Below are 22,615 nucleotides of genomic sequence, written 5' to 3' on the forward strand. Positions count from 1 at the left end.
GGTGACGCATGACATGTTCCTCACCGCCGTGCATCCGGAAGACCGGGAGATGGTGGACGCGGCGGTGAAAGGGGCGCTGATGGGCCGGGATGGCGGCCGCTACGCCCTGGAGTACCGCACGCTGCGACCGGAGGCAACCGGGGGGCGCTGGGTGCTGGCACGTGGACAGGCCTTTTTTGATGAGGCGGGAGCGCCCGTGCGCTTCATCGGATCAGTGCTGGACATCACGGAACGGAAGCGGGCGGAAGAGGCTCTGGCACAGCTCAACAATGGACTGGGACTGCGGATCGAGGAACGCACTGCCGAGCTTGAGGCGGCCAATCTGGCCCTGATCCGCGAGATTGAAGAACGTCGCCGGGCAGAGGAGACGCTGCGGCGGAACAAGGACAACCTGCGCCTGGTCATCGATACCATCCCAGGGCTGGTCTGGAGCTCCCTGCCCGATGGGAGCATCGAGTACCTCAACAAACGCTGGCTGGACTACACCGGCCTGACATTGGATCAGGCGTCTGGATGGGGCTGGCAGACGGCCATTCATCCTGACGATCTCGACCGGTTGGTGACTTATTGGAAGTCCATCATCGCCGAGGGGGTGGCGGGCGATTTTGAGGCGCGACTCCGGCATCACAGCGGGGCGTGCCGATGGTTTATTTTCCGCGGCGTGCCGCTCTATGATGCGGAGGGGAAAGTGGTGAAGTGGTACGGGACGAACACGGATGTGGAAGAACGCCGCAAGTCCGAACACCTGGCACGCGGCCAGATCAGCGCGCTCACCCAGACGCTCTCCGCCGTCTCGCGCGAGGCCAATCCCGACCGGCTCCTGGCGCATGTGTTGTGTGTTATCACCTCGACCCTGAACGCCCACAGCCTGGGCGTCTGGCAGAAGAACGAGGAAACCGCCGTGGTGAAGCTGGTGGCCAGCTGGGAGGGTGGTGAGCTGCACCTCACCACCGTGGAAGAATCGGAGCCTCAATCCCTCAACAAGGAGGATGAAGAACCTCACCCCATCTGGACGGACTTCTTTGCCACTGGCAAGAACTGTGTGGCAGGTGACTGGAACGGCGGAGACATCCGCGTGCAGACACTGGATGGCACCGATGGTCCGTGGTACCCCTGGCATGCTGATGAGGTGGAGAATCCGAACGTGCCGATTGTGGTCCAGCGGCTCCTGGAGCAGGGCGTGCAATCGACCCTGGTGGTGCCCATGCTCCTGGCCGGTCGTGTCACCGGTTTCCTGAGCATCCGGTTCACGCGCCCGCCTCAATTTCAGACAGAGGAGATCGAGCTGGCCCAGGCGCTCGCGCATCAGGTGATGCTGGCACTGCAGCTCATCCGCCTGACGCAGGAGGGGCATCGGCTCGCGGTGCTGGCGGAGCGCAACCGCATGGCGCGGGAGCTGCATGACACCCTGGCCCAGGGAATCACCGCCGTCATCATGCAGCTGGAGCTGGCGGAAGACGCGACCGCCCGTGGGTTGATGGAGGATGTGGACCCTCATGTGAAGCGCGCCCGGGAGCTGGCCCGGCAGACGCTGCGAGATGCCCGGCGGTCCGTGCGCGCCATGCGACCGCAGGCGCTCAAGGCGCAGGACCTTCCGCAGGCTCTGAGCGCCCTCTTCAAACAGATGACAGAGGGCACCGGCCTGCAGGCGGAGGTGACGCTGCGGGGCGATCCCTACCACATCCCCAACCGGTGCGAGGAAAATATCCTTCGGATCGGGCAGGAGGTGCTGACCAATGCCATCCGCCACGCCGGGGCGAGCCGGTTCACGGGGCGGCTCATCTTTTCCACCCCCGCGATCCGTCTGCACCTGCATGACAATGGCCGGGGTTTTGATCCAGACCAGCAGCACGATGGCTTTGGCCTGACGGGAATTCGTGAGCGGGTGGAAGGCATGGGGGGACGTCTCTGCTTGCGCAGCAAGCCAGGGCGGGGTACTTCCATCAGCATCCGTCTGGGGCGGCCCAAGGCGGAAAGCGGCACGTTTGCATGAAACAACCCCCTGTCGGCACCGGATCTGATTCGCGCATACGCGTGCTGATCGCGGACGATCATGTCACCGTCCTGGAGGGACTCACCGTCATCATCAACCGCAACGAGGACATGCAGGTGGTGGCTGCTGCGGCAGACGGCACTGAGGCGGTGATGCTCTGGCAGGAGCATCGGCCGGATGTGACCCTGGTGGACATCCGCATGCCCGGCCTGGACGGCGTGGAGGTGATCGAGGAGATCCGGCGGCTGGACAATTCAGCCCGCGTGATCGTGCTCACGACTTGTGACACCGACAATGAAATCTACCGCGCGGTCAAAGCAGGCGCCCGGGCTTATCTGCTGAAAGACGGCCCCCGGGAAGAGCTGGTGGACACCATTCGGAGGGTGCATCGCGGGGAAACCTGCCTGGCGCCGTCCCTGGTGGAGAAGCTGGCCGCGAGCGTCAGCAATGAACCTCTCACCCGCCGGGAGCAAGAGGTGCTGGAGCTGCTGGCCAAGGGACGGAGCAACAAGGAGATCGCCAGCACCTTGAGCATCAGCGAACCCACCGTGAAGACCCATTTGCGGAGCTTGTTCAGCAAGCTCGATGTCCTGAGCCGCACCGAGGCAATCGCCGTGGCGAGCCGGAAAGGATTGGTGAGGGTTTAGTTCGGTAAGAGGTGAATGGTAAGTGGTGGGACTGAGGCCTCGCTGCGGGAGTAGTCCGACGGTCCCCGTCGGAGCGGGAGCGGAGGGATTCTTGGGTGAAGTCGATGGCGTTCTGACCGGTCACCAGGGTGTGTGCGGACGCAATAGCAGATGGACAACACCTTCTGCCTTGAGGCAAACAACACCGGTTGTAGTTGTCGACGTAAGGAGGCACTGATTTCCCGGTATGTGGTGGTGTGGCGGGAAAGAGGATCAAATGGCCAAGGTGTCCGCCAGACCGGCGCGCCAAGTATGCTATGGCAACCTGATGTGAATCTCCCGCGATAGAAGCTTCAGCTAGTGCCTCCTCACGTCGACAACTACATTGGCGCTGGGTGGATGGCGGCCAATCACCTGTGGGAGAATGATTGAGTGATCTCCACCTCGCCCTCGTATCCACCACGCACTCCCCTGGAGTTTGAAGATTGAATTTTGATCCTTCCTTCCCTCTGCCAGCTCATCCAAAAGGATGAGTCCACCCCCATCCACCTGTCGTTCGCAAAGATCATCCCCATGCCATCTGGTCAAAAAGTGCCCGTGGTGAGATGATCGGTGCGTTCCCCTGACCGGGGAAAAGACAAGACCCGACATTGCAAGACGAGGTGGATGGCGCAGGCCTGAGACAGGTCTCGGCAGGCTCATCCACCGCTTCCAAGGAAGGTATAGGAAACATCCCACACGCCATGAGCCCCTACCACAAACTCTTCACGCCCGAGGACAGCGCGGTTGTCTTCATCGACCACCAGCCGCAGATGACCTTTGGCGTCGCCAACATTGATCGTGCGACTTTGATCAATAACGTGACCCTTCTGGCCAAGGTGGCCAAGGAGTTCAACATCCCCACCGTGCTCACTGCGGTGGAGACGGAATCCTTCAGCGGTTATGTCTGGCCGCAGCTTCTGGACGTGTTCCCCGGCCAGCCGGTGGTGGAACGCACCTCCATGAACTCCTGGGATGATGCCGGCTTCCGCGCCGCCATCGAGGCCACCGGGAAGAAGAACATCCTCATGACTGGTCTCTGGACGGAGGTCTGTGTGACCTGGCCCACCATCGAGATGCTGGGTGCAGGGTATAACATCTACGTCGTTGAGGACTGCTGCGGCGCCACCTCCCCGGCGGCGCATGAGGCGGCCCTCTCCCGCATGGTCCAGGCCGGTGCGGTGCGCGTGACCACCATCCCCGCCCTGCTCGAGTGGCAGCGCGACTGGGCGAAGCGCGAGCACTACAACAACCTCATGGGCCTCATCAAAGGCCAGGGCGGCGCCTATGGCGTGGGCGTGGAGTACGCGTACACCATGGTGCACAAGGCTCCGCAGTCGGCCATCAAGCCGCAGGTGGTGCCCGCTTCCGCGCATCATTGATCGATCCCTCCACTCATTCACCCCTAACCTGAGAACTTCAGGACTATGGACGACGCTGTGCATGTCGCCATCACCCGCCGGGTCCGGCCGGAACACGTCAGCGCTTTTGAAAAGGCGCTGACGGAGTTTGCCCGTGACTCACTCCATGCCCCGGGCACCCGGGGCGTGCAGTTCCTCTATCCGGCTCCGGGTTCGGGGTCCAACGAGTACGGCATTCTGCGCACCTTCTCCAGTCAAGAGGCCCGGGAGGCGTTCTACACGTCGCCCCTCTACCTCAACTGGCAGGAGAGCGTGAGACCGCTGGTGGAGGGCGAGGCCGAGTGCCGGGACCTCCACGGCCTGGAGGCCTGGTTTCGGGACCCTTCAGGCCGACCACCTCCGCCCAAGTGGAAGATGGCCCTGCTCACGTGGGTGGCTGTCTGGCCGGTGAGCATGATCGTGCCCCGTCTTCTGATTCCCCTGCTGGGCGGCTTCCTGCCCAAGCTCCTGCTGACGGGCGTGGTCGCCGCCGGCATCACCGCCACCCTCGCGTGGGTGGCCATGCCCCTGCTGGTGAAGCTGGCCCATCGCTGGCTTCATCCGCCCGGGCGGAACTGAAAACGTCTATTTCCCATACCCCCAAACTCTTTTCGCCATGAGCGCTTCCCCGGCACCGGATCTGATCCTCATCAACGGCCGCATCACCACCCTGGAGTCCTCACATCCGGAGGCAAAGGAGCTGGTCATCAAAGACGGTCGCATCGTCGGCGTGGACAATGCCCGTGACTTCACGGCAGGCCCTGAGACCAAGGTCATCGACCTCCAGGGACGCCGGGTCATCCCGGGGTTGAACGACTCCCACCTGCACGTCATCCGCGGAGGGTTGAACTACAACATGGAGCTGCGCTGGGACGGCGTACCCTCCCTGGCAGACGGGCTGCGCATGCTGAAGACCCAGGCCGCCCGCACCCCTCCCGGGCAGTGGGTCCGTATCGTCGGCGGCTGGAGCGAGTTTCAGTTCGCGGAAAAACGCATGCCCACGCTGGAGGAGGTGAATGCCGCGGCACCGGACACGCCCGTGTTCATTCTGCATCTCTACTGCCGGGCTCTGCTGAACAAAGCCGCGTTACGCGCCTGCGGCTACACCCGGGACACGCCCAATCCTCCGGGTGGGGAGATCCAGCGGGATGCGGATGGCAACCCCACCGGTCTGCTCATTGCCCGGCCCAATGCGACAATCCTCTATTCTACGCTGGCGAAGGGGCCCAAGCTGCCGCCCGAGCACCAGATCAACTCCACCCGCCACTTCCTGCGGGAGCTCAACCGGCTCGGCCTGACCAGCATCATTGACGCCGGCGGCGGCTTTCAGAACTATCCGGAGGACTACGCCGTCATTGATGAACTCCACAAGCGCGGTGAGCTGACCCTGCGAGTGGCTTACAATCTCTTCACCCAGAAACCCAAGGAGGAGAAAGAGGACTTCGCCCGCTGGATCAAGATGACCGGCCCCGGCGTGGGCGATGACTACTACCGCTGCAACGGGGCTGGTGAGATGCTCGTGTTCTCCGCCGCCGACTTTGAAGATTTCCTGGAACCTCGTCCCGACCTGGCTCCCACACTGGAGACGGAGCTCAAGGAGGTGGTCTCCCTGCTGGCGGCCAATCACTGGCCCTTCCGCCTGCATGCGACCTATGACGAGAGCATCTCCCGCTTCCTGAATGTGTTTGAGGAGGTGAACCGCGAGATTCCCTTTGGGGACATCCACTGGTTCTTCGACCATTGCGAGACGATCTCCGACCGAAACTTGGAGCGTGTGAAAGCGCTTGGCGGTGGTGTGGCCATCCAGCATCGCATGGCTTACCAGGGTGAGTATTTCCTGGACCGCTATGGCAAGGCCGCCGCGGAGCGCACCCCGCCCGTGCGTCGCATGCTGGAGATGGGTCTGCCTGTGGGGGCTGGCACAGATGCCACGAGGGTGGCCAGCTACAATCCCTGGGTCTCCCTCTACTGGCTTACCACCGGTCGCACGGTGGGTGGCACCGCCCTGTATCCGGAGAAGAACTGCCTGACGCGGGAGGAGGCTCTGCGGCTCTACACGCAGGGCAGTTCCTGGTTCTCCACGGAAGTGGGGAAAAAGGGCGCACTGAGAGCCGGTCAGCTTGCGGATCTGGTGGTCCTCACTGACGACTATTTCAGCGTACCGGATGAGGCCATCAAGGGCATTGAGTCCGTGCTCACGGTGGTGGGTGGGAAGGTGGTGCATGCACGGGATGAGTTCAGCCCGCATGCCCCCGGGCCGCTGCCTGTGCTGCCAGAGTGGTCGCCCATCAGCGTCTTCGGTGGCTATGGCGCTCCGCTGGATGTGAAGAAAGCCGCGCGCGCTGGTGTGCCGCTGCCGCTGGAGCATCCGGCCCGCACCGGCCGGGCGCAGGCGCGCTCGATCAGCAGCACGGCCGACAGCGGGAGCAACCCCTTTGGATCCTTCTGGGGTTCGGGTTGCGATTGCTTCGCCTTCTAGTTCCCAAGTCCCTAGCAGGACGTGTCCCATGTCATCCAGCACCTCTCCCATTCGGATGGCCGTGATCGCGGTCACTTGTCTGGGAGGGGTGTCGGCAATCGCAGCGGGGCCGCTGGACGGCTGGACGGGGTCGATCTCAGGTCATGCCCGGACCATGCAGGAGACTTACCAAGGCCTCGACCTTGGGCTGGGTCCGGTCAAGGATGACGCGTGGGTGCATCAGAGGGTGCAGGTGCTACTCACAGCGGACTATGAGGAAACCTTCCGGCTGGCTTCGGAATTCACCTGGGGGCGGATGTGGGGCAAGGATTCCCCGCTCGCTCCCCCGGACCAGGACGAAGTGGATTTCCTCCAGCTCTACGCGCAGTACCGCCTGCACTGGGGGGAGGAGGATTCACTGACCTTCAAGGCGGGCCGACAGACGCTCTACTATGGCTCTGGCCGGCTTCTGGCGGCGCGGGAAGGGGCCAACCAGCGTCTGGCGCATGATGCACTGCTGCTTTCATGGAAGCGGGGTGACACGTATCAGGTGGATGCCTTCGTGGCCTCGCCGGTTGAGATCGAGGACGGGGCTTTCGACAACACCTCGCATCCGGAACGGGTGCGGTTCTGGAGTGTGTATGGCGTGTTTCCTTCACCCCTGGGGGAGGGGCATGCGGTGGACCTGTATTACATCGGGCTTCACGATGAGGATTCTGTTTTCCTTGAACCCAATGGAGAAGGCGGGCGTGAGCTGCGCCACACCGTGGGCACACGCTGGTGGAACAAGACCCGCCCGGTGATCTACAACACCGAGCTCATCTTCCAGTTCGGGCGGGTGGGGGACCGGGACATTGTGGCCGGTGCAGGCAGCCTGGGCCTGGGGTATGAGTTTACCCAGACTCCCTGGCAACCCACCCTCATGCTGCGGGCGGACCTCATCTCTGGCGGCGGTCCGGATGGAGATCTGCACACGTTTCACCCGCTCTTCCAGGCCAACAACTACTTCAACGAAGGCGGCTTTCTCTCGCCTTCCAATTTGTACAACCTCAACCCGGTGCTCAGCTTCAAGCCGCACCCGAAACTGGAAGCGTCACTCGGTGTGAACTTCCTCTGGCGTTTCAGCGCGGAGGACGATGTCTATGCTCCGCCCCTGCAACGCCTCGCCGGGCCAGCCCCAGATGGAGAACGCTATCTCGGCACCGCCTTCAATGCCGCGCTGACCTGGAAGATGACGGAGAAGACCGAACTCTTCCTGGGCTACACCCACCACGAAGCCGGGGACTCTTTGACGTCAGTCGGGGCGGGGAATGAAGACTACTTTCAGGCGAGCTTCAGGGTGGAGTTTTAGACAGAATTAACAGAATTTACGGAATTAGAATTCGGAACTGTTGGATGAGGACGTCGTGTCTCAGAAGGTCTCTGCAGTCTGCTTGCCCCGTTGCAGAAGCAAGCTCAAACAAGACCCGCCGAAGCGTATGCGAGTCAGGTTAAAGGGGCGGCGGACAACTTGCTACACAGCTGAGCAAGGCCGGACGCCCACAAGGAGCGTCGGTTTGTGCTTGCACAACCGCCGAGGGAAAACGGAGTGCTCGATCGCCAAACAGCCACCACCTTATGTGGTCTTGTCGCTGCCTTCTTATTTGGAAGCACGCTTCCTCCGGCAACCACCGGCGGTTGTGCAAGCACAAACCGCCGCTCCTTGGATCCTTTGGCATCACGGCCGTGAATCGGCGAATGAACGCATCAGACTCTTGACCTGATGCGCATGCGCAGTCGCGGGGGCAAACCGCGAAGCGGTCGCCACCTCAGGGATGCTGCCGCGGTTTGTAGAACTCACTTCGGAGTTCTGGTTCACCTGCCCATATACCCAGGGTGGCGGCTCGTGCCTCACCTTACCCTGGGCTATCTTGTTTGACGCCCTTGGCGTCAGAGCATGCGCGCCTAAAAAAGGGTCTACCCATTAACCTGACGTGCATGCGCCGAAGCGGAATCCCAATTCTGTAAATTCCGTTAATTCTGTCTAAAAAATCAGCCTCTGTGCCTCTGTGGTTCTTTCCTCATTCCCTCCCACCTCTGACTCCCTCCTCCACTATTTCCGCTCAGAGAACTCCACGCCCAGTTCATTCTCCAGACGCGTGATCGCGGACTTTTCCTTGGGTTCGATGAAAGCGAGCGACATACCCTTGCGTCCCGCCCGGCCGGTACGACCACTGCGGTGGGTGTAGTATTCCGTCTGCTCCGGGAGCTGGTGGTGAATGACGAAGGCGAGGCCCACCACGTCGATGCCGCGGGCGGACACATCCGTGGTCACCAGGTACTGGAGACGTTCTTTCTTGAAGGCGCGCATCACCTTGTCGCGCTCCAGCTGGGAGAGGTCGCCGTGAAGCACGCCCACGGAGAAGTTCCGGGTCCCGAGTTCCTTGGCCAGGTTGATGGAGCCCGCGATGGTGCGGCAGAAGATGACGCCGCGGTCTTCCGTGCGGTCTTCGAGGAATTCTGAGATGCGATCCAGCTTCTCCGTGCGGTCACAGATGATGTAGCGGTGGGTGATGTCGCGGTTCACGACATGCGCCTTGTCGATCGTGATCCGGTGCGCCTCGGGCTCCATGTAACCCTCGATCAGCTCCTGAATGCCCTCGGGGATGGTGGCGGAGAAAAGCCAGGTGTTCTTGCGGGACTTGGCGGTGAGCTGGAAGAACTGCTCGAGTTCCTTTTTGAAACCCAGGCTGAGCATTTCGTCGGCTTCATCCAGCACCAGGTAGCGCACCTTGGAGAGGTTCAGAGCCTCCCGCTGCACGAGGTCCATAAGGCGGCCGGGGGTGCCCACGACGATGTGCGTGGGGCGGCGCAGCCGGGAAATCTGGAGGTCCATGTCGTCCCCGCCTGTGATCGTCTCCACGAAGATCTTGTCCGGCACATGCTTGGTGAACTTGAAGAGCTGCTTGCCGATCTGTTTGGCCAGTTCCCGGGTCGGGGCCACGATCAGGCCGTCAATCTGCCCGGCCTTCGCCTTGGCGGCGTGGGGAATGATCCGCTCCAGCATGGGCAGCCCAAAGGCGGCCGTTTTCCCCGTGCCCGTCTGGGCCTGGGCAATCAAGTCCCCGCGGTGGGCCAAAACGTGCGGAATCGTTTGCTGTTGAATGGCCGTGGGCTTGGTGATGCCGAGCTCTTCGAGCCCCTGGACGAGTGCTTCGGAGATACCGAGGTCTTGGAAAGTCTTCAAAATCAATGCGGAATGGAGAGTTCGGAGGGCGGGATCGCCGGGGGAACCGTCACTATACCGTGTTGCGCGGAATAAGCCAGTCCGGCTTCGCCGGAGACACCAGACTGCCAGACGCCAGACATCAGACCTGAGGTCAGGGGGAGACGGATGCGAGGGGGGGAGGCGACTGAGCGGGGCTGGGGACAAGCCACAAGGTGAAATGGCCGCAGAGTAAAGGAGGCGGGGTCTCCGGCCCCGCGGGTGAGCGGAGGAAGGCGTCGCGCGAGCGGGTGCCATGGAGGCTGACCGTCTGTGATGAGCTCCGACGCGCACGTCCCGGGAGGCCTCTAGCTCCACCTGATGTTTCGCCGCCCCGGGTTGTAGGGCGACCGAATCGGGGACGGAGCAAAGTAGTGCAGAGTCCCGCAGTCACGGGATCGTCGGTCGCGCTACCCACGTCTTCCAATACCGATCCCGTATGCGGGACTCTGCACTACTTTCAGCTGCCGCCTGCGGCGTAGTCCGGTTGTGCCAACCGGCTTCGGGAGCGGAGGAATGCAGCGCGATGGGCGCTTGGGTGAGCTGAGGTCTGCTGCGTCAGGGGTGGCGCGCGGCAAGCGGAGCGCTTGCCCTACAGCGCGCTGGGTGGCGAGATGCTTCATGGCGAAGTGAGGTGCATTATTAATCTGACATGCATGCGCCTTTCGAGACTGGAAGTACATTCAACTTCTCACCGAACTCATCACGCCGAGGTGTGCTTGCGAAACCATCCGTCGAGCACGGGGGCGTCACTAGAACTGATTCGTTTCTCCTCTAGTTGAACTACCACGCCGATTTCGTTCCAAGTGATCAACGATCCCACAGGCAGAGCAAGGAAGGGAACGATCTCAGGCTTAGCCAGGACAATGTGGTACAGCGATTGGAACTCACCCTGGCTGCTGTCTTGCGTGAAGTGATCAAACATCCAGCCACTGTCTGACCCGCTTGTCTCTTCCCGCCACATGGCAAATTGCTGGCTATGCGGAAAACTTGGTGAAACAATTCCCGCAGAGCGAATCTCAGGAAACATCGGTTCGCACTGGAGTGACTCACAAACCGAACTCTGCAAGACAAGGTGCCTGAATGTTTGATTCAAACCTCGCTGCCATTGGATGGGAACGGTTTGAAAATCTGGCTCCCAGAGCTCAAGACATGGGGACTCTTCAGTGAGGGCACCGTGATCCAGTAATGCAATCATCCATCCGATCTGGATGGTTTCTCCGGCCTGATATAGTGTTCCGGTGTGGATCGAGTGGTTGAGGTAGTCCACCAACCATCCTCCAGACTCGGCAATTTCATCGTCCACCTCGAACTGAATCTCCAACTGGCCGCGGGTTGGGCCGGTAGATGTGCGCAGAGTTGTCATAGCGACAAGTACTCACAAAACATACAGGTGAACGGAGAAATCCCTCCACTTTGCCACCACTTACCCCTTACCGAGCCCCCTGACAATCCTCGCCATGTTCCGCGCATCATCGATCCCACGATGATGCGTGCCTTCCAGTTCCAGCCCGAGCATACCCAAGGCCTGACCCATGCCGGGGCGTTTCTTGAGCCCCTTGGCTTCGGCGAAGGCTTTCTTCAGGTTCAGGTGCGCTTCAGCGAAAGGGTAGGGCAGACCATGAAAGGCGCAGTCCTGCTGGAACTGGCCTTTGTCATAAGCACCCCATGACGAAAACAAGCAGTCGGGATAAGGCTCCAGCCAGGCCTTGAGATTGGCCAGGGCTTCAGGAAATTCCGGCGCACCATCGACATCAGCCTGGGTGATGGTGGTCAGCTTCGTGCAGAACGGCGTCAGCACCGGATGCCGTACCGGTTTGATGAAGGTGCAGAACTCCGACACCGTCTCCATGGTCTTGCCGTCCAGAAGCACGGCCCCGATTTCGATGATTTCCATCTCATCCCGAGGCACCTTACCGCGATCGCAGCAGGTGGCCTCGAGATCGATGATGAGCAGAGTGGATTGATCGAAGGTCAATCTTACCATCCCTTTGTGATTTTGGTGAACTCCGACAACGCCTTCCGCCAGGCACGTATCCAGCGACCATCGTTTCGTGACTCTTCAAGTATTACATCTTTGTCTTCCATGTGTTCCCATTCTTGCTCTGCATCTTTAAGCCAACCTCGTACTATCTCAAGGGATTCGGGACTGTTCAGCGTGGACTCCGTGTCATAGAACCAGCGCAAATATTGGCGCCATCCCAAACCAATCCAAGGGTTTGCAGGTTCGGACTGAAATTGGCTCAGGATTGCATTTCCAAACGAGTTGACCGACAAATCGGATCCAAAGCTTTTGGGACTGTCGCGCTGGAGCAGGAGAATGTCAGCGGTCCTTATCGATGCTGCAAGTTTGTGTTCGAACCAGTAGGCAATTTGACGCCCTTCGTCATCGCTCTCTTCGAATCTGGACTTCGCAAATCTGCGGAGGTTCCACCATTTTCCCGTTGCGCAATTTGTCGCCTGTGCGGACTTAAATAACATCATGTCGGAACCGCAATGAGATACAGTAACCTTGCATGACATTTTTTCGAGAAGGTAAATAAGAGCCAGAATGGCGCTTAGGCTCTCCACGCTAGAAAATTCACGTCTGGGCTCGACGTCGGATACAATAACCAAATAACAATTTTCTGCTTTGGTTTGAGCAACAAGGGATCCGATGCGAAGGGCGTCGTCGGCGGTAGAAAGCTGTTCGTAACCCACACATACGGTCAAGATGGATTTCAATTTGGTTGTAGATAACGAGTCCGTAAGGCTTTCGTAGCCCTCAAAGCATCGGAGGTAGTAGTCATCGGTCCATTTCTTCGGAAGTATTGCTGGCGAACACACGCTTGTGCAGCCAATTTCCATTGCCGCATAGTTGGCTACCTGCTTTCCTAATTTTTTCCACCAAGAGGTAGTGGATATCTCCTGGCTCTCGATGTCTGAAGGAAAATAGTCGTGGGTCGGGAGGTGACGGTAGGCGGCTTTCGGGGAGTAAAGTTGAGGGTCAAGTCGAATGTCCGCTACGCCTTTATCATAAAACTTGCTGACATGGTCTCTTAGGTCAGCTTGTGATTGGTTTACCGGGCTGAGAATGACGCCGCTATAGCCATCTAGCCCTTCTTCGGAAACAAGGCCTGCGGTATTCGCTCCCATCTGCATGTAACTTCCCATATTGAAGCTCCTATTCTATTTCTATTGCATTGATTAGATCTTCAGGTCGTTGGTATCTGAGTGCTGGCCATGGCTTGAGCATTTGAACTAGGCAACGCATACGCATTTTCTCAAAAGCAGCAGCCGAACAAGGAGGTATGAATTTTCTATCCACAACAGACTGAATTGCTTCAGCGGAGGTCATAGAAAGCGATTGAAAGGGGTGCCGATCTAGAATCAGTTCTGCAATCATTACGCCAACTGAAAATTGATCGGAATGCCAGCCGATTAGTGCTTTGTCATTGTTAAGCTGTTCGGGTGACGAATAATATGGAGTGCCTGGTCCATTGGGCATCCACGATACTGTCATGGAAGATTGGGATAAATCTCTTACTAGGCCAAAATCCACCAGTACAGGAGCGTGATGCCCACTTCTAAACATCACGTTTGTTGGTTTAATGTCGCGATGAACAAGCCTGGCTTCTCGTAGTACGGCCAGCGCGTGAACCAGCCCTTTCAGAAGCTCGACAATGTCTTGCCGTCCAAGCTTTTCTGTCAGTAGTCTTTCGTCCAGCGTGCCCCCATCAAGATACTCCTCTACAATTACATCAAATGTCCCTCTGTCGGATGTGTGTTCGGAGACGCTGATGACTTTTGCAACAAACTCACTTGAGCATTTCTTAAGTGCTTCAGTCTCCCTCTCTGTTCGTTCTCTTGTGCATTTGGATCGATCCGCCAGCTTAAGGGCTACGATTTGGCCTTCAGCTGTGGCAGTTTTGTAGGTGACTTTATATGCCCCAGCGCCGCAAAAGGAAATCAGTTTTAGACCCAGCTTAAGGGCCACTTCTTCTGCTGCTGCGATGTGGTTTGGATCCATCGTCAGAAAGTCGGGTAAGCGCCTTGGCCGTTAACCAAGGCATAAGCGGATCTTTTCGCTTCGGAACAATTTCAAGTCTAGCTTTTTTTTCCACAACAATGACGAGACCGACTCCCTGACGGACAAATTCATCTCTGGCCTTCAATGCCGGTTGGGCGGCACATTGAGGAAGCACGACATATGAGTAGTGGGCGAAATTGCGGCTTCGTCTCGCTTGTTCTAGAGCTCTTTTCCATTTTTGAAGTTTTGCTTCAAACGCGTGGAGGGTCGAGTCTGGATTTAGGCCTACGAGATCCGTTCTTCCTGAGACAAAATCAAACTCTGGGACGACGGAAGAACAAAAAACTGGGCCGGTGCCGCTGCGGATGATGGCCTCAAGATCACTAACCAGACAGGCTTCGGAGCTGTACTCCCTGGGTTTCGAGTTGTTTGCGACAGGCGACATCCTCCTTGGTGGACAAGAAGCTTCTTGCACAATTTTACAATGTTTCCGTGAACAGTTTTTGATCGGGAGACTTGCGTCCTAGTATCAAATCAGATTCGAGGACGCAGTTCCAGAATTAATAACGTTTTTCCAGGAAGAACTTGGGATCACCCCACAAACCGAGCCTTCAAATGCTTCAGATAAGGCCCTGACTCTGTCGTCTTCCCGGTGGCGTGCTCCATGAGCTCGGCGGGGGAGAGGCAGGAGCCGGCGGCGTGGACGTTGTCGCGCAGCCACTTCAGGAGCGGGGCGTACTCGGCCTTGGTCGTGGCGTTCTTGATGGCGCGTTGTTTCATCGCTGCCGCGAAGAGCTGGGCGGCGTTGAGGTTGCCGAGGGTGTAGGTGGGAAAATAACCGAAGCCACCCATGGACCAGTGGATGTCCTGGAGGCAGCCGTGGGCATCGTTGGGCGGGGTGAGGCCGAAGGAGGACTCAAACTCGGCGTTCCAGGCATCAGGGATGTCGGACACCTTCAGCTTGCCGCTGAAGAGCTGACGCTCGAGGCTGAAGCGCAGCATGATGTGGAGGTCATAGGTGGCCTCGTCTGACTCCACGCGGATGAAGGAGTACTCGGCGCGGTTCACGCCCAGCAGGAACTGGTCGAGTGTGAGCTTTTTCAGGTGCGGGAAGAGAGACACGGCGCGGGGGAACCAGCGCTCCCAGAAGGTGCGGGAGCGGCCCACGTGGTTCTCCCAGAGGCGGGACTGGGACTCGTGGATGCCGAGGGAGACGGCGCTGCCGGAGGGCAGGCCCCACTCGCCTTCGGGCAGGCCCTGGTCATAGAGGCCGTGACCGGTCTCATGCAGCACGCCGAAGAGGGAGGAGAGGAAGTCCCGCTCATCGTAGCGGGTGGTGAGGCGCACATCGCCGGGGCCGAAGCCGGAGCAGAAGGGGTGCGAGGTGGTGTCGATGCGGCCGGCGTCGAAGTCGAAGCCCACGGCCTCGGCGACCTCGCGGTTCAGGATCTGCTGCTTCTCCACCGGGCAGTTGCCCAGCATGGCCTTCAGAGGGGGAGCCTCGGCTGCGGAGCGGGCTACGGCATCCTTGGCAATCTTGGCCACGGAGGGGCGGAGGGCGGTGAAGAGCTTGTCGATGTCCTGCGCGGTGGCATCGCGCTCATGCTGATCCAGCAGGGCGTCATAGGGCTCGTTCTTCCCGCCCCAGCGGGCGGCCATCTCTTGGGCGAGACCCACGAGGCGCTCCAGATGCGGGGCAAAGGAGGCGAAGTCCGAGGCGGCGCGGGCTTTGGCCCAGGCGGCCTGACCGAGCGAGATGGCCTGGCTGTTCTGCTCCACGAGTTTCTTGGGGAGCTTCAGCGCACGGTCCAGTTCCCGGCGCAGCTGCTCGATGTTGGCCTTCACGATGGAAGTGCGGGCAGCGGCCTGATCGTCCACCTCGTCCTCGGCCTTCTCCAGAAGGTTCCGGAAACGACGGGAGGTGAACTGCTCATGCGCCTGCCCGCTCAACTGGGCGAGGATGCGGGAGCGGTGCTCCACGCCCTTGGGCGGCATGTAAGTTTCCTGATCCCAGCCCAACACGGCGGAGGCTCCGTGGAGCAGGGAGACTTCACGGGCGGCGGTGCACAGTTGATCGTAAGTGGAGGTGGTGAGCATGTCGGTGGATCAGTAAATCGGTGATTCAGTCAACCAGGAGGGTCGCAGGGGTGTTTTTTGGGCCCGCCGGAAGTGGATGAAGCCTAAACGTCAGCATGGATTTTTCCAAATGCAATCGGTGCCGGAGCACGGCTGGGTGCAGGGATGGTGGAAATGACGAGATCCTGCATGCAGGAGCGCCAGGGCTGGTCCAGTGTGGGCGCCGCCGCACAAAAAAAGACCGAAGAGCCGCACCCCCATGCTGTTTACCTTCATGATCTGCACGCACAATCGCCGTCCTCTGGTGGAGCGATGTGTACGCGAACTCATGAAGCTCGAGCGTCCGGCCGGGGTGACCTGGGAGGTGCTGGTGGTGGACAATGCCAGCCACGACGGGACGAGCGAACTCATCCGGCGACTGCAAGCCGAGTGGAGCCTGGCGACGGCAGGAGGCAGTGAAACACCGGAACTGAGGCTGCATCACGAACCCCGACTGGGGACGGCGTATGCGCGCCGCAGTGGGATCGCTGCCAGCCGGGGAGACTGGGTGGTGTTTGTGGACGATGACTGTTTGATGGAGGCCGACTGGCTGGTGCATGCCTCACGCTTTGTGACGGAGCATCCTCACGTGGGAGTCATCGGCGGACGCAATGTGCTGCTGTGGGAGGAGCCTCCTTCAGCCCTTTGCGAGGCCTATGGGGAGAGTCTGGCCCGGCAGGATTGGGGGGATGAACCCATGCAGGTGCCCGATGAAGGAAAGCGGGCATTCTGCGGGGCGGGCCTGGTCTTGAACCGGCAGGCCGTGGTGAAGAGCGGCTACCTGGAACTGGGGCATCTCAGCGGTCGCCGGGGCCGGTCGCTGATGGCCGGGGAGGACACGGAGGTGCAACTGCGCGTCCGCAATACGGGCGGGACGATGTGGTATTGCCCCGATCTGAAGCTGCGTCACTGGATCCCCAAGGAGCGCATGCCCCTGCGGCATCTGCTCCCTCTGCACCAGGGCTTTGGCGAAGTAGAAGCCTATCTCCGACTGCTGGGGGATCGCCAACCCTTCACCCTGGCCAACCGCGCCAGGGCGGTTGGGTGGGCCTGGCAGGATCTGATGACCGTGCTCCGGCGCTTCTGGCTGGGGTGTGTGAAGTACCGCAATGAGCGCCCCACGTGGTTCATCCGGCTGTGGTACGCGTGGGGATTTCTGAAAGGGGCGCTGGTGCTGCTGATCCGCCGGCCGCAAGCGTAAGGCTGGCAGCCGGGATGAGGACGCAGGAGTTCTTCCTCTAACCACGTGTCCAGGGCCACCAGGCCCGGAGTCCGCGCCGGGGTTTGGCCTTTTGGGTCTTTTCCTTTTTGTTGCCAGAGGCTTTTTCCTTGGCGGGCTTCTTGGTCTCCCTAGGAGACGGAGTGGGGGCCGATGCCGGTGCGGGCAGCTCAGCCGGCGTGACTGGCTCGGGTTCGCGGAAAGCATGGGCAAAGAGCGGCTGCACCGCTGGGTCCAGCGCCTGCCACATTTCACGATCCAGGCTGTAGGTGGCCTCCCCATAGCTGTGGCTTTCGCCCTGCCGCATGAGGCAGACGGTGAGCATGGAGCGTGGGTCATCGGTGAAATTCACCGTGCCCCGATGCAGCAGGCCAGGGTCCCGGATCAAGACATCGCCCAGCTCCAGCACCACCCGGCGGGAGGGGAACAGGTCGGCCAGTTCCTCTGCTTGAGGGTTGCGGCCGTCCTGCACATCATCATCATAGCTTAGACCGCGCAGCACCTCGTTGCGCCAGAGATGGCTCCCGGTGTACCACACCTCCAGCGGGCCGTTTTCCAGCCCGCAGTGGACGAGCGGCACATTCACCACATAGGCGCGGGGGCTCCATTGATCACCGCTGCCGAGCTCGCGGTGGGGAGACTGGATGACGGCGCCCTTCAGACAGGTATCGCTGGAGACGAACTTGCAGTAGAGCTCACTGCCCAGGAGATGGTTCACCACCTGCATGGCCAGCGGGTTGGCCACGATCCACGCATCGCTGAAGGTGCCGCGCAGTTTCGGGAAAATACGCCAGCGGAAGTTGCGCTCCCAGAAGACCGCCTGGGTCTCGCGGGCCACCTGGTACCAGCCGTCTCCCTCCTTGCTGGCCACGCAGTCTTGAAAAATGCGGGAAAACTCGTCCCGCGCCGCGTGGGCGATCAGCAGGGGCATGGCCCCCTTCAGGATGACGTACCCTCGCGTATGGAGCAGGAGGGCGGCCTGGCGCAGGTGCTCTGCGGACAGGGCCTTTGCATCCAGCTCGGCCGGGGTGATGACCAGCGAGCCTTCTAGGGCATGGGTGCAGGGTTCCATGGGGCCAACCTTTGCCGGGAGGCCGGGTCAGGATCAAGCGGGAAGTGCGCCGGAGCGGCGGGCGGGTGTCTCCGTTTTGCCTTGCAGAAAGCAGGGAGTGCTTTTTGAGTGGGCGCGCATGACCGCCCCCGCCCCCTTGGTTTCCATCGTGACCACTCTGGAGTACCCCAGAGAGAGGCCCGTGGAGTGCCTGGAGAGCTGGATCCAGCAGACCTTGCCAGAAGGGGCCCAGACTGAGCTGATCGTGGTCGCCTCGGGCCGTCATCGCTGGTTTGAGCGTCAGGTGCCAGCAATCCTGCGCCCGCAAGACCAGATCATCCGGCTGAAGACGCGGGATGAAATGGCCATGTATCATGCCGGGGTGCAGGCGGCCAAAGGGACCTGGATCATGTTCACCGAACCGCACTGTGTGGCCGAGCCCGAGTGCCTGGCCACGCTGATCCGGTACAGCGAGACGCATGACCTGGCAGGTGCCTGTGTGCGTACGCTGCCGACACCGCTGGACAGGCACCGCATGATCCGCATGGAGGCGATCCTGTATGAGGAAGCCGCCGCGATCTGGACGAAGGAGGGCGACTGGAGGAAGTTCACCAAGCGGGGCACGCTCGTAAAGAAGTCGGCTTACCTTGCGGCGGGAGGATTCCCGAAGGGACATCTCAGGTACGGTGAAACCACGCTCGCGGCCAGACTGCATGAGATGGGGCTGACGCTGGGCTACACCCCCGACGCCGCCATCACGCACTACAATCCCACCGACATGGGTGAGCTCCTGGGATACGTGTGGGAGTTCAGAAGAAAGGAGAGGGAGGTCGCCCGCACGCGCAAGGTGGCGAGGGGAACGATCTCCCGCGCCGAAGCGGATCCCGGCCTGGCGGAGGCCTTTGCCGCCTCCAACGCGATGCGCCGTCATGTGCGGGATCTGGTGACCCGCAAGGAAATGGCCCACATGGCGGATCTCCCGCCGATCCCCGGGAAAGGTCTCCTGCTCTGGCAGCGGATGATGCAAGTACCCCGGATCGCTTTCAAGTTTGTCGCGACCTGGCTTAAGTTCAAGAACCCCGGACTCAGTGAAGAGGCAGCCTATGCGATCTTCAAAAGGGTGTGGCAGACCTATGGCGACCTTTCAGTCGCCCTACAGGGACCTCTGCGCGATGAGGCCCACCCCTTGCCGCGCCGGATCGAGGCGAGCCAACCCTGCCATGTGGGTGAGATGGATGCTGCCTTTCTGGCAGGCTGTCATGCACTGGAGCACCATGAGGGCACCGACTTCCGATGGACCGCGCCCATCAGCCTCTGGCGGTTCAAGCCGATGGATCAGGTGCCCCAGGTCACCCTGGAGTTCATCGAGGCCCGCCCGCTGAAAGCACGAGAGATCCGGCTCTGGTGGAACCGCACCCCCCTCGTAATCGAGAAAGACGCCTCCCGGCCCGGGCACTGGGTCTTTGCACCGAAGGATGGTCAGGGCCGGCGCAGGCCTGTGCCGGGTGAGAACGATGATCTGTTGGTCATCTTCTGTCCTCCGGTTCAAGGAAATCTCGAAGACCCGCGCCAGCTCGGGCTCGCACTGAAGTCAGTCACCGTCCAGGCCAGCCTCGTCGTCGCCACCACCCGCACCCCGCACGTGATGCAACCGGCACCGCCGTCCGGATCGTAGTTCACCCTGAGGCCCGACGGCACCCAGCCGCCGGGCTTCGTTTTTTGCCTGTTCATCGTTCTATCCCCCTAGACCCCCCTCATGACTTTAGGCTCTCCGCTCCCTTCCTTGACCGCTGCTCCTGCTTCAGGCCATCGCCTCTCCAAAATCACACCCTGCCTGTGGGCTGCGACGTTGCTCGCCGGCTGGACTTTGATCAGCGCCAGCTGCAGCACCACTGCACCCCGTGTGGCCACGGCGCCGCGTCCGGAGGACATGGTGCAGGATGATGTGGTCAAGTTGCAAATCCACCTCGACAACCAGTCCTTTGGACCCGGCATCGTGGACGGGCGTGAAGGCGAGTTCACCAAGAAGGCTCTGGCCCGCTACAACACCGCACACGGTCTGGCGGGCGATGCCTTCCCGGATCTGGGTTCGATTGAGGCGTACACCACCTACACCGTCACGGCGGATGATGTGAGCAAGATTGGAGTGCAGGGCGGCAGCCCCTCCGTGGTGGTGCTTCAGAAGACACAGCCCTATACGTCACTGACGGAGCTGCTGGCGGAGCGGTTCCACACCTCCAAGGCCTTTGTTGCCAGACTGAACCCCGGTGTCAATGTGGACGCCGCACCCGCGGGTGCCAGCCTGACAGTGCCGAATGTCGCCCGGCCGTTGTTTGTCACAGAGATTCCCGCCACCTCCAAGACCGCCCGGGTGCAGGACCCTGCGCTGGCGAATCGTTTCATCGTGGTGGATCTGCGGGTGAAGATGCTGGAGGTCTATGACGCGGAAGGCGGCCCCCTCATCGCCGCCTTCCCCATCACCCCCGGATCCTCAGAACATCCTGCCCCGCAAGGCGACTGGAAGATCGTCGGCATCACCACCTTTCCCTGGTATCGCTGGGATGAGGGCGTGCTGAAGCGCGGCGAGCGCACGGAAAACTTCTACAACCTGCCTCCCGGCCCGAACAGCCCGGTCGGCGTCGTTTGGATGGGACTCAACCGCCCCGGCGTGGGCATCCACGGCACGTCCACTCCTGAAACCATCGGCCGCTCCGGCAGCCACGGCTGCATCCGCCTTTCCAACTGGGACGCTGCGGCACTTAGACCGCTGGTGACGGCGGGAGTCAGAGTGAGAATCCAGTAGGAAAAAATTATGAATTATGAATTATGAATTAGAAATGGAGCTTCTGCGATGAGGTGGCACGACGGAGACTAGATCTGCTGCCCCCCCAAGGAAATTCATTCATAATTCCTAATTCAACATTCCTAATTTTTGGAAGCTTGGTTCATTCGCTGACGAAGTCGTAGAACAGGATCTTTGCTGACAGCGGCAGGAAGTCTTCCTTGGCGGCTTTCTCGTGCACGGGATGCTTGTTGTAGCGGTCCATGGCGGCTTGGTCGTCGAAGTGCATGGTCAGGCTGATGTCGAAGGTGGTGTCCATGAGGGCGCTGCCTTTTGGCACGGATTTACCGACGGAAAGGCCTTTGACTTCGGGAATCTGGGCGGCGAAGCGGTGTGCCGCATCGATGATCCGCTGCTGATGCTCCTTGTTCCCCGGCTCCTTCAGCCAGATGTAGCCCGTGTGGTGAATCTTGCCCTTGGTGGACGGGCCGGGGTCAGATCCCGGCACGGCGGAGATGAGCAACGTGAACGCGATCACGGGAATCAGCGCAAGGAAGGACTTTTGGAGGGACTGCAAACGGGTGTTCATGTTCATGATGGACACAGTATGCAACGGGCTGGTGACAACAGTATGTCAGGAGCCTAAAATCAATTTAACCACAGAGGCACAGAGGGAGTTCCTAAGATTTGGAATGATGAATTAGGAATTATGAATGAATCATCCGAAGACCCTCGCTTGTGGGCTGGGCAACTCATTCCTAATTCCTAATTTTTGCTCTGCGCTCCCTGTGCCTCTGTGGTTAAATAATTGTAGATTGCCTGCGGCACGGGATTCGCTTCCTTTTCAGCTCCGTCGCCTGACATGAATACGCTCACCCTTCACCGGTCCAACGCCACAGCCACGCTCCATCTGCAGGGGGCGCATCTTGCCACGTGGGAACTTGATGGGAAGCCGGTGTTGTTTCTCAGTCCCCGGGCGGTGTTTGAGTCGGGCAAGGCGATCCGCGGCGGGATTCCGGTGTGTTTTCCGTGGTTCAATGCGCATGCGACGAATCCTGACCTGCCTTCGCACGGCTTTGCCAGGACCTCGGTGTGGACGCTGAAGGAGTCGGCAGGTGACTGTGCGGTGCTGGAGCTGGAGTCCAACGAGAAGACGCTTGCGATGTGGCCGCACGCCTTTGTGGTGACGTATCGCCTGCAACTGCTCAAGAAAGGGCTGTTGATGGACTTCCGGGTGCAGAACACGGGCGAGTTTCCGTTCACGTTTGAAACCGCACTGCATTCCTATTTCGCTCTTGGGGATGTGCAGCAGGCCAGTGTGGAGGGACTGGATGGGAAGACCTATCTGGACCAGACGGAAGGCTTTCGTCGCAAGGTTCAGCAAGGGGACCTGGTGTTCGCTGAAGAGACGGATCGTCTTTTCGTGGATTCACCCGGACCGTTGACTTTGCGCGAGGGGGCTCGCGTGATCCGCCTCACCGGTCTGGAAGGATGGAAGAGTACCATTGTCTGGAATCCCTGGACGGAGAAAGCGCGGGCGTTGAAAGATCTGGGGGAGGACCAGTGGCCCTACTTTGCCTGCGTGGAGACCGGCTTCGCAGCGGACGATGCCGTGACCCTGCCTGCGGGAGAGACCTGGCGTCTGGCTGTGGAGATCGAGGTGGAGTGATCTCCATTTT

At 60.3% G+C, this 22,615-nt stretch carries 19 protein-coding genes; 10 read left to right on the plus strand and 9 right to left on the minus strand.

What is annotated here, in order from left to right:
• The 6 genes from BV106_RS35200 to BV106_RS07120 all read left to right on the plus strand — a co-directional run.
• The coding region (locus BV106_RS35200) for a PAS domain-containing protein (RefSeq protein WP_265595416.1) at positions 1-1,993 on the plus strand (1,993 nt) is incomplete at its 5' end.
• The gene (locus tag BV106_RS07100) at positions 1,990-2,640 is read left to right on the plus strand and encodes a response regulator transcription factor (protein WP_038162575.1); all 651 of its coding nucleotides are present in this window, start codon (positions 1,990-1,992) and stop codon (positions 2,638-2,640) included. The genes BV106_RS35200 and BV106_RS07100, both read left to right, overlap by 4 nt.
• A 722-nt stretch (positions 2,641-3,362) precedes the next feature.
• Positions 3,363-4,040 (plus strand): hydrolase, encoded by a 678-nt coding sequence (locus BV106_RS07105; protein WP_038162578.1) that lies wholly within the window; start codon positions 3,363-3,365, stop codon positions 4,038-4,040.
• Positions 4,041-4,085: 45 nt separating this feature from the next.
• Positions 4,086-4,637, plus strand: coding sequence for an antibiotic biosynthesis monooxygenase (locus tag BV106_RS07110; RefSeq protein ID WP_038162581.1), 552 nt, complete (start codon positions 4,086-4,088; stop codon positions 4,635-4,637).
• Positions 4,638-4,674: 37 nt separating this feature from the next.
• On the plus strand, positions 4,675-6,537 hold the full coding sequence (locus BV106_RS07115; RefSeq protein WP_038162584.1) for an amidohydrolase: 1,863 nt from the start codon (positions 4,675-4,677) through the stop codon (positions 6,535-6,537).
• A gap of 28 nt (positions 6,538-6,565) precedes the next feature.
• The gene (locus tag BV106_RS07120; protein WP_081891575.1) at positions 6,566-7,867 is read left to right on the plus strand and encodes an alginate export family protein; all 1,302 of its coding nucleotides are present in this window, start codon (positions 6,566-6,568) and stop codon (positions 7,865-7,867) included.
• Positions 7,868-8,608: 741 nt separating this feature from the next.
• On the opposite strand, the gene BV106_RS07125 is transcribed toward BV106_RS07120, so the two are convergent.
• The 7 genes from BV106_RS07125 to BV106_RS07145 form a co-directional block, all read right to left on the minus strand.
• Positions 8,609-9,742 carry a DEAD/DEAH box helicase gene (locus BV106_RS07125; protein ID WP_038162630.1) on the minus strand — a complete coding sequence of 378 codons (1,134 nt, stop codon included), beginning with the start codon at positions 9,740-9,742 and terminating at the stop codon, positions 8,609-8,611.
• Between the two features lie 721 nt (positions 9,743-10,463).
• Positions 10,464-11,126, minus strand: a complete 663-nt coding sequence (locus BV106_RS07130; protein ID WP_051945312.1) for a hypothetical protein — start codon at positions 11,124-11,126, stop codon at positions 10,464-10,466.
• A gap of 60 nt (positions 11,127-11,186) precedes the next feature.
• Positions 11,187-11,747, minus strand: a complete 561-nt coding sequence (locus BV106_RS07135) for a 3'-5' exonuclease (RefSeq protein ID WP_038162590.1) — start codon at positions 11,745-11,747, stop codon at positions 11,187-11,189.
• On the minus strand, positions 11,741-12,901 hold the full coding sequence (locus BV106_RS07140; protein ID WP_265595417.1) for a hypothetical protein: 1,161 nt from the start codon (positions 12,899-12,901) through the stop codon (positions 11,741-11,743). The genes BV106_RS07135 and BV106_RS07140 overlap by 7 nt, the downstream gene beginning before the upstream one ends.
• Before the next feature lie 22 nt (positions 12,902-12,923).
• Positions 12,924-13,769, minus strand: a complete 846-nt coding sequence (locus tag BV106_RS37120) for a protein kinase (RefSeq protein WP_081891576.1) — start codon at positions 13,767-13,769, stop codon at positions 12,924-12,926.
• A complete protein-coding gene (locus BV106_RS38160; protein ID WP_265595418.1) occupies positions 13,726-14,214 on the minus strand; it encodes a hypothetical protein in 489 nt (162 codons plus the stop codon). Before BV106_RS38160 ends, BV106_RS37120 begins: the two co-directional genes overlap by 44 nt.
• A 146-nt stretch (positions 14,215-14,360) precedes the next feature.
• A complete protein-coding gene (locus BV106_RS07145) occupies positions 14,361-15,866 on the minus strand; it encodes a carboxypeptidase M32 (protein ID WP_038162596.1) in 1,506 nt (501 codons plus the stop codon).
• 238 nt (positions 15,867-16,104) lie between these two features.
• Between BV106_RS07145 and BV106_RS07150 the strand changes: the two genes are divergently transcribed.
• Positions 16,105-17,085: a glycosyltransferase gene (locus BV106_RS07150; protein ID WP_265595419.1), complete on the plus strand. Its 981-nt coding sequence runs from the start codon at positions 16,105-16,107 to the stop codon at positions 17,083-17,085.
• Positions 17,086-17,122: 37 nt separating this feature from the next.
• Here BV106_RS07150 and BV106_RS07155 read toward each other — a convergent pair whose 3' ends face one another.
• On the minus strand, positions 17,123-18,175 hold the full coding sequence (locus BV106_RS07155) for a phytanoyl-CoA dioxygenase family protein (protein ID WP_038162602.1): 1,053 nt from the start codon (positions 18,173-18,175) through the stop codon (positions 17,123-17,125).
• A gap of 118 nt (positions 18,176-18,293) precedes the next feature.
• Here BV106_RS07155 and BV106_RS07160 point away from each other — a divergent pair, with 118 nt between their 5' ends.
• Positions 18,294-19,829, plus strand: coding sequence for a glycosyltransferase (locus tag BV106_RS07160; protein WP_038162605.1), 1,536 nt, complete (start codon positions 18,294-18,296; stop codon positions 19,827-19,829).
• 81 nt (positions 19,830-19,910) lie between these two features.
• Positions 19,911-20,957, plus strand: a complete 1,047-nt coding sequence (locus tag BV106_RS07165; protein WP_051945315.1) for a L,D-transpeptidase family protein — start codon at positions 19,911-19,913, stop codon at positions 20,955-20,957.
• Positions 20,958-21,099: 142 nt separating this feature from the next.
• On the opposite strand, the gene BV106_RS07170 is transcribed toward BV106_RS07165, so the two are convergent.
• Positions 21,100-21,525, minus strand: coding sequence for a Dabb family protein (locus BV106_RS07170; protein ID WP_265595420.1), 426 nt, complete (start codon positions 21,523-21,525; stop codon positions 21,100-21,102).
• A gap of 273 nt (positions 21,526-21,798) precedes the next feature.
• On the opposite strand from BV106_RS07170, the gene BV106_RS07175 reads away from it, so the two are divergent.
• The gene (locus BV106_RS07175; RefSeq protein WP_051945317.1) at positions 21,799-22,605 is read left to right on the plus strand and encodes a D-hexose-6-phosphate mutarotase; all 807 of its coding nucleotides are present in this window, start codon (positions 21,799-21,801) and stop codon (positions 22,603-22,605) included.
• Positions 22,606-22,615: the final 10 nt, after the last annotated feature.

The sequence above is a fragment of the Verrucomicrobium sp. BvORR106 genome (assembly GCF_000739655.1).
Taxonomy (GTDB): Bacteria; Verrucomicrobiota; Verrucomicrobiia; order Verrucomicrobiales; family Verrucomicrobiaceae; genus Verrucomicrobium.

What these genes read in the sequence shown, in the direction of transcription:
- BV106_RS07100 (WP_038162575.1), top strand. Translation starts at nt 1,990, where the DNA reads ATGAAACAACCCCCTGTCGGCACCGGATCTGATTCGCGCATACGCGTG.
- BV106_RS07105 (WP_038162578.1), top strand. Translation starts at nt 3,363, where the DNA reads ATGAGCCCCTACCACAAACTCTTCACGCCCGAGGACAGCGCGGTTGTC.
- BV106_RS07110 (WP_038162581.1), top strand. Translation starts at nt 4,086, where the DNA reads ATGGACGACGCTGTGCATGTCGCCATCACCCGCCGGGTCCGGCCGGAA.
- BV106_RS07115 (WP_038162584.1), top strand. Translation starts at nt 4,675, where the DNA reads ATGAGCGCTTCCCCGGCACCGGATCTGATCCTCATCAACGGCCGCATC.
- BV106_RS07120 (WP_081891575.1), top strand. Translation starts at nt 6,566, where the DNA reads ATGTCATCCAGCACCTCTCCCATTCGGATGGCCGTGATCGCGGTCACT.
- BV106_RS07130 (WP_051945312.1), bottom strand. Translation starts at nt 11,126, where the DNA reads ATGACAACTCTGCGCACATCTACCGGCCCAACCCGCGGCCAGTTGGAG.
- BV106_RS07135 (WP_038162590.1), bottom strand. Translation starts at nt 11,747, where the DNA reads ATGGTAAGATTGACCTTCGATCAATCCACTCTGCTCATCATCGATCTC.
- BV106_RS07140 (WP_265595417.1), bottom strand. Translation starts at nt 12,901, where the DNA reads ATGCAGATGGGAGCGAATACCGCAGGCCTTGTTTCCGAAGAAGGGCTA.
- BV106_RS37120 (WP_081891576.1), bottom strand. Translation starts at nt 13,769, where the DNA reads ATGGATCCAAACCACATCGCAGCAGCAGAAGAAGTGGCCCTTAAGCTG.
- BV106_RS38160 (WP_265595418.1), bottom strand. Translation starts at nt 14,214, where the DNA reads ATGTCGCCTGTCGCAAACAACTCGAAACCCAGGGAGTACAGCTCCGAA.
- BV106_RS07145 (WP_038162596.1), bottom strand. Translation starts at nt 15,866, where the DNA reads ATGCTCACCACCTCCACTTACGATCAACTGTGCACCGCCGCCCGTGAA.
- BV106_RS07150 (WP_265595419.1), top strand. Translation starts at nt 16,105, where the DNA reads ATGCTGTTTACCTTCATGATCTGCACGCACAATCGCCGTCCTCTGGTG.
- BV106_RS07155 (WP_038162602.1), bottom strand. Translation starts at nt 18,175, where the DNA reads ATGGAACCCTGCACCCATGCCCTAGAAGGCTCGCTGGTCATCACCCCG.
- BV106_RS07160 (WP_038162605.1), top strand. Translation starts at nt 18,294, where the DNA reads ATGACCGCCCCCGCCCCCTTGGTTTCCATCGTGACCACTCTGGAGTAC.
- BV106_RS07165 (WP_051945315.1), top strand. Translation starts at nt 19,911, where the DNA reads ATGACTTTAGGCTCTCCGCTCCCTTCCTTGACCGCTGCTCCTGCTTCA.
- BV106_RS07170 (WP_265595420.1), bottom strand. Translation starts at nt 21,525, where the DNA reads ATGAACACCCGTTTGCAGTCCCTCCAAAAGTCCTTCCTTGCGCTGATT.
- BV106_RS07175 (WP_051945317.1), top strand. Translation starts at nt 21,799, where the DNA reads ATGAATACGCTCACCCTTCACCGGTCCAACGCCACAGCCACGCTCCAT.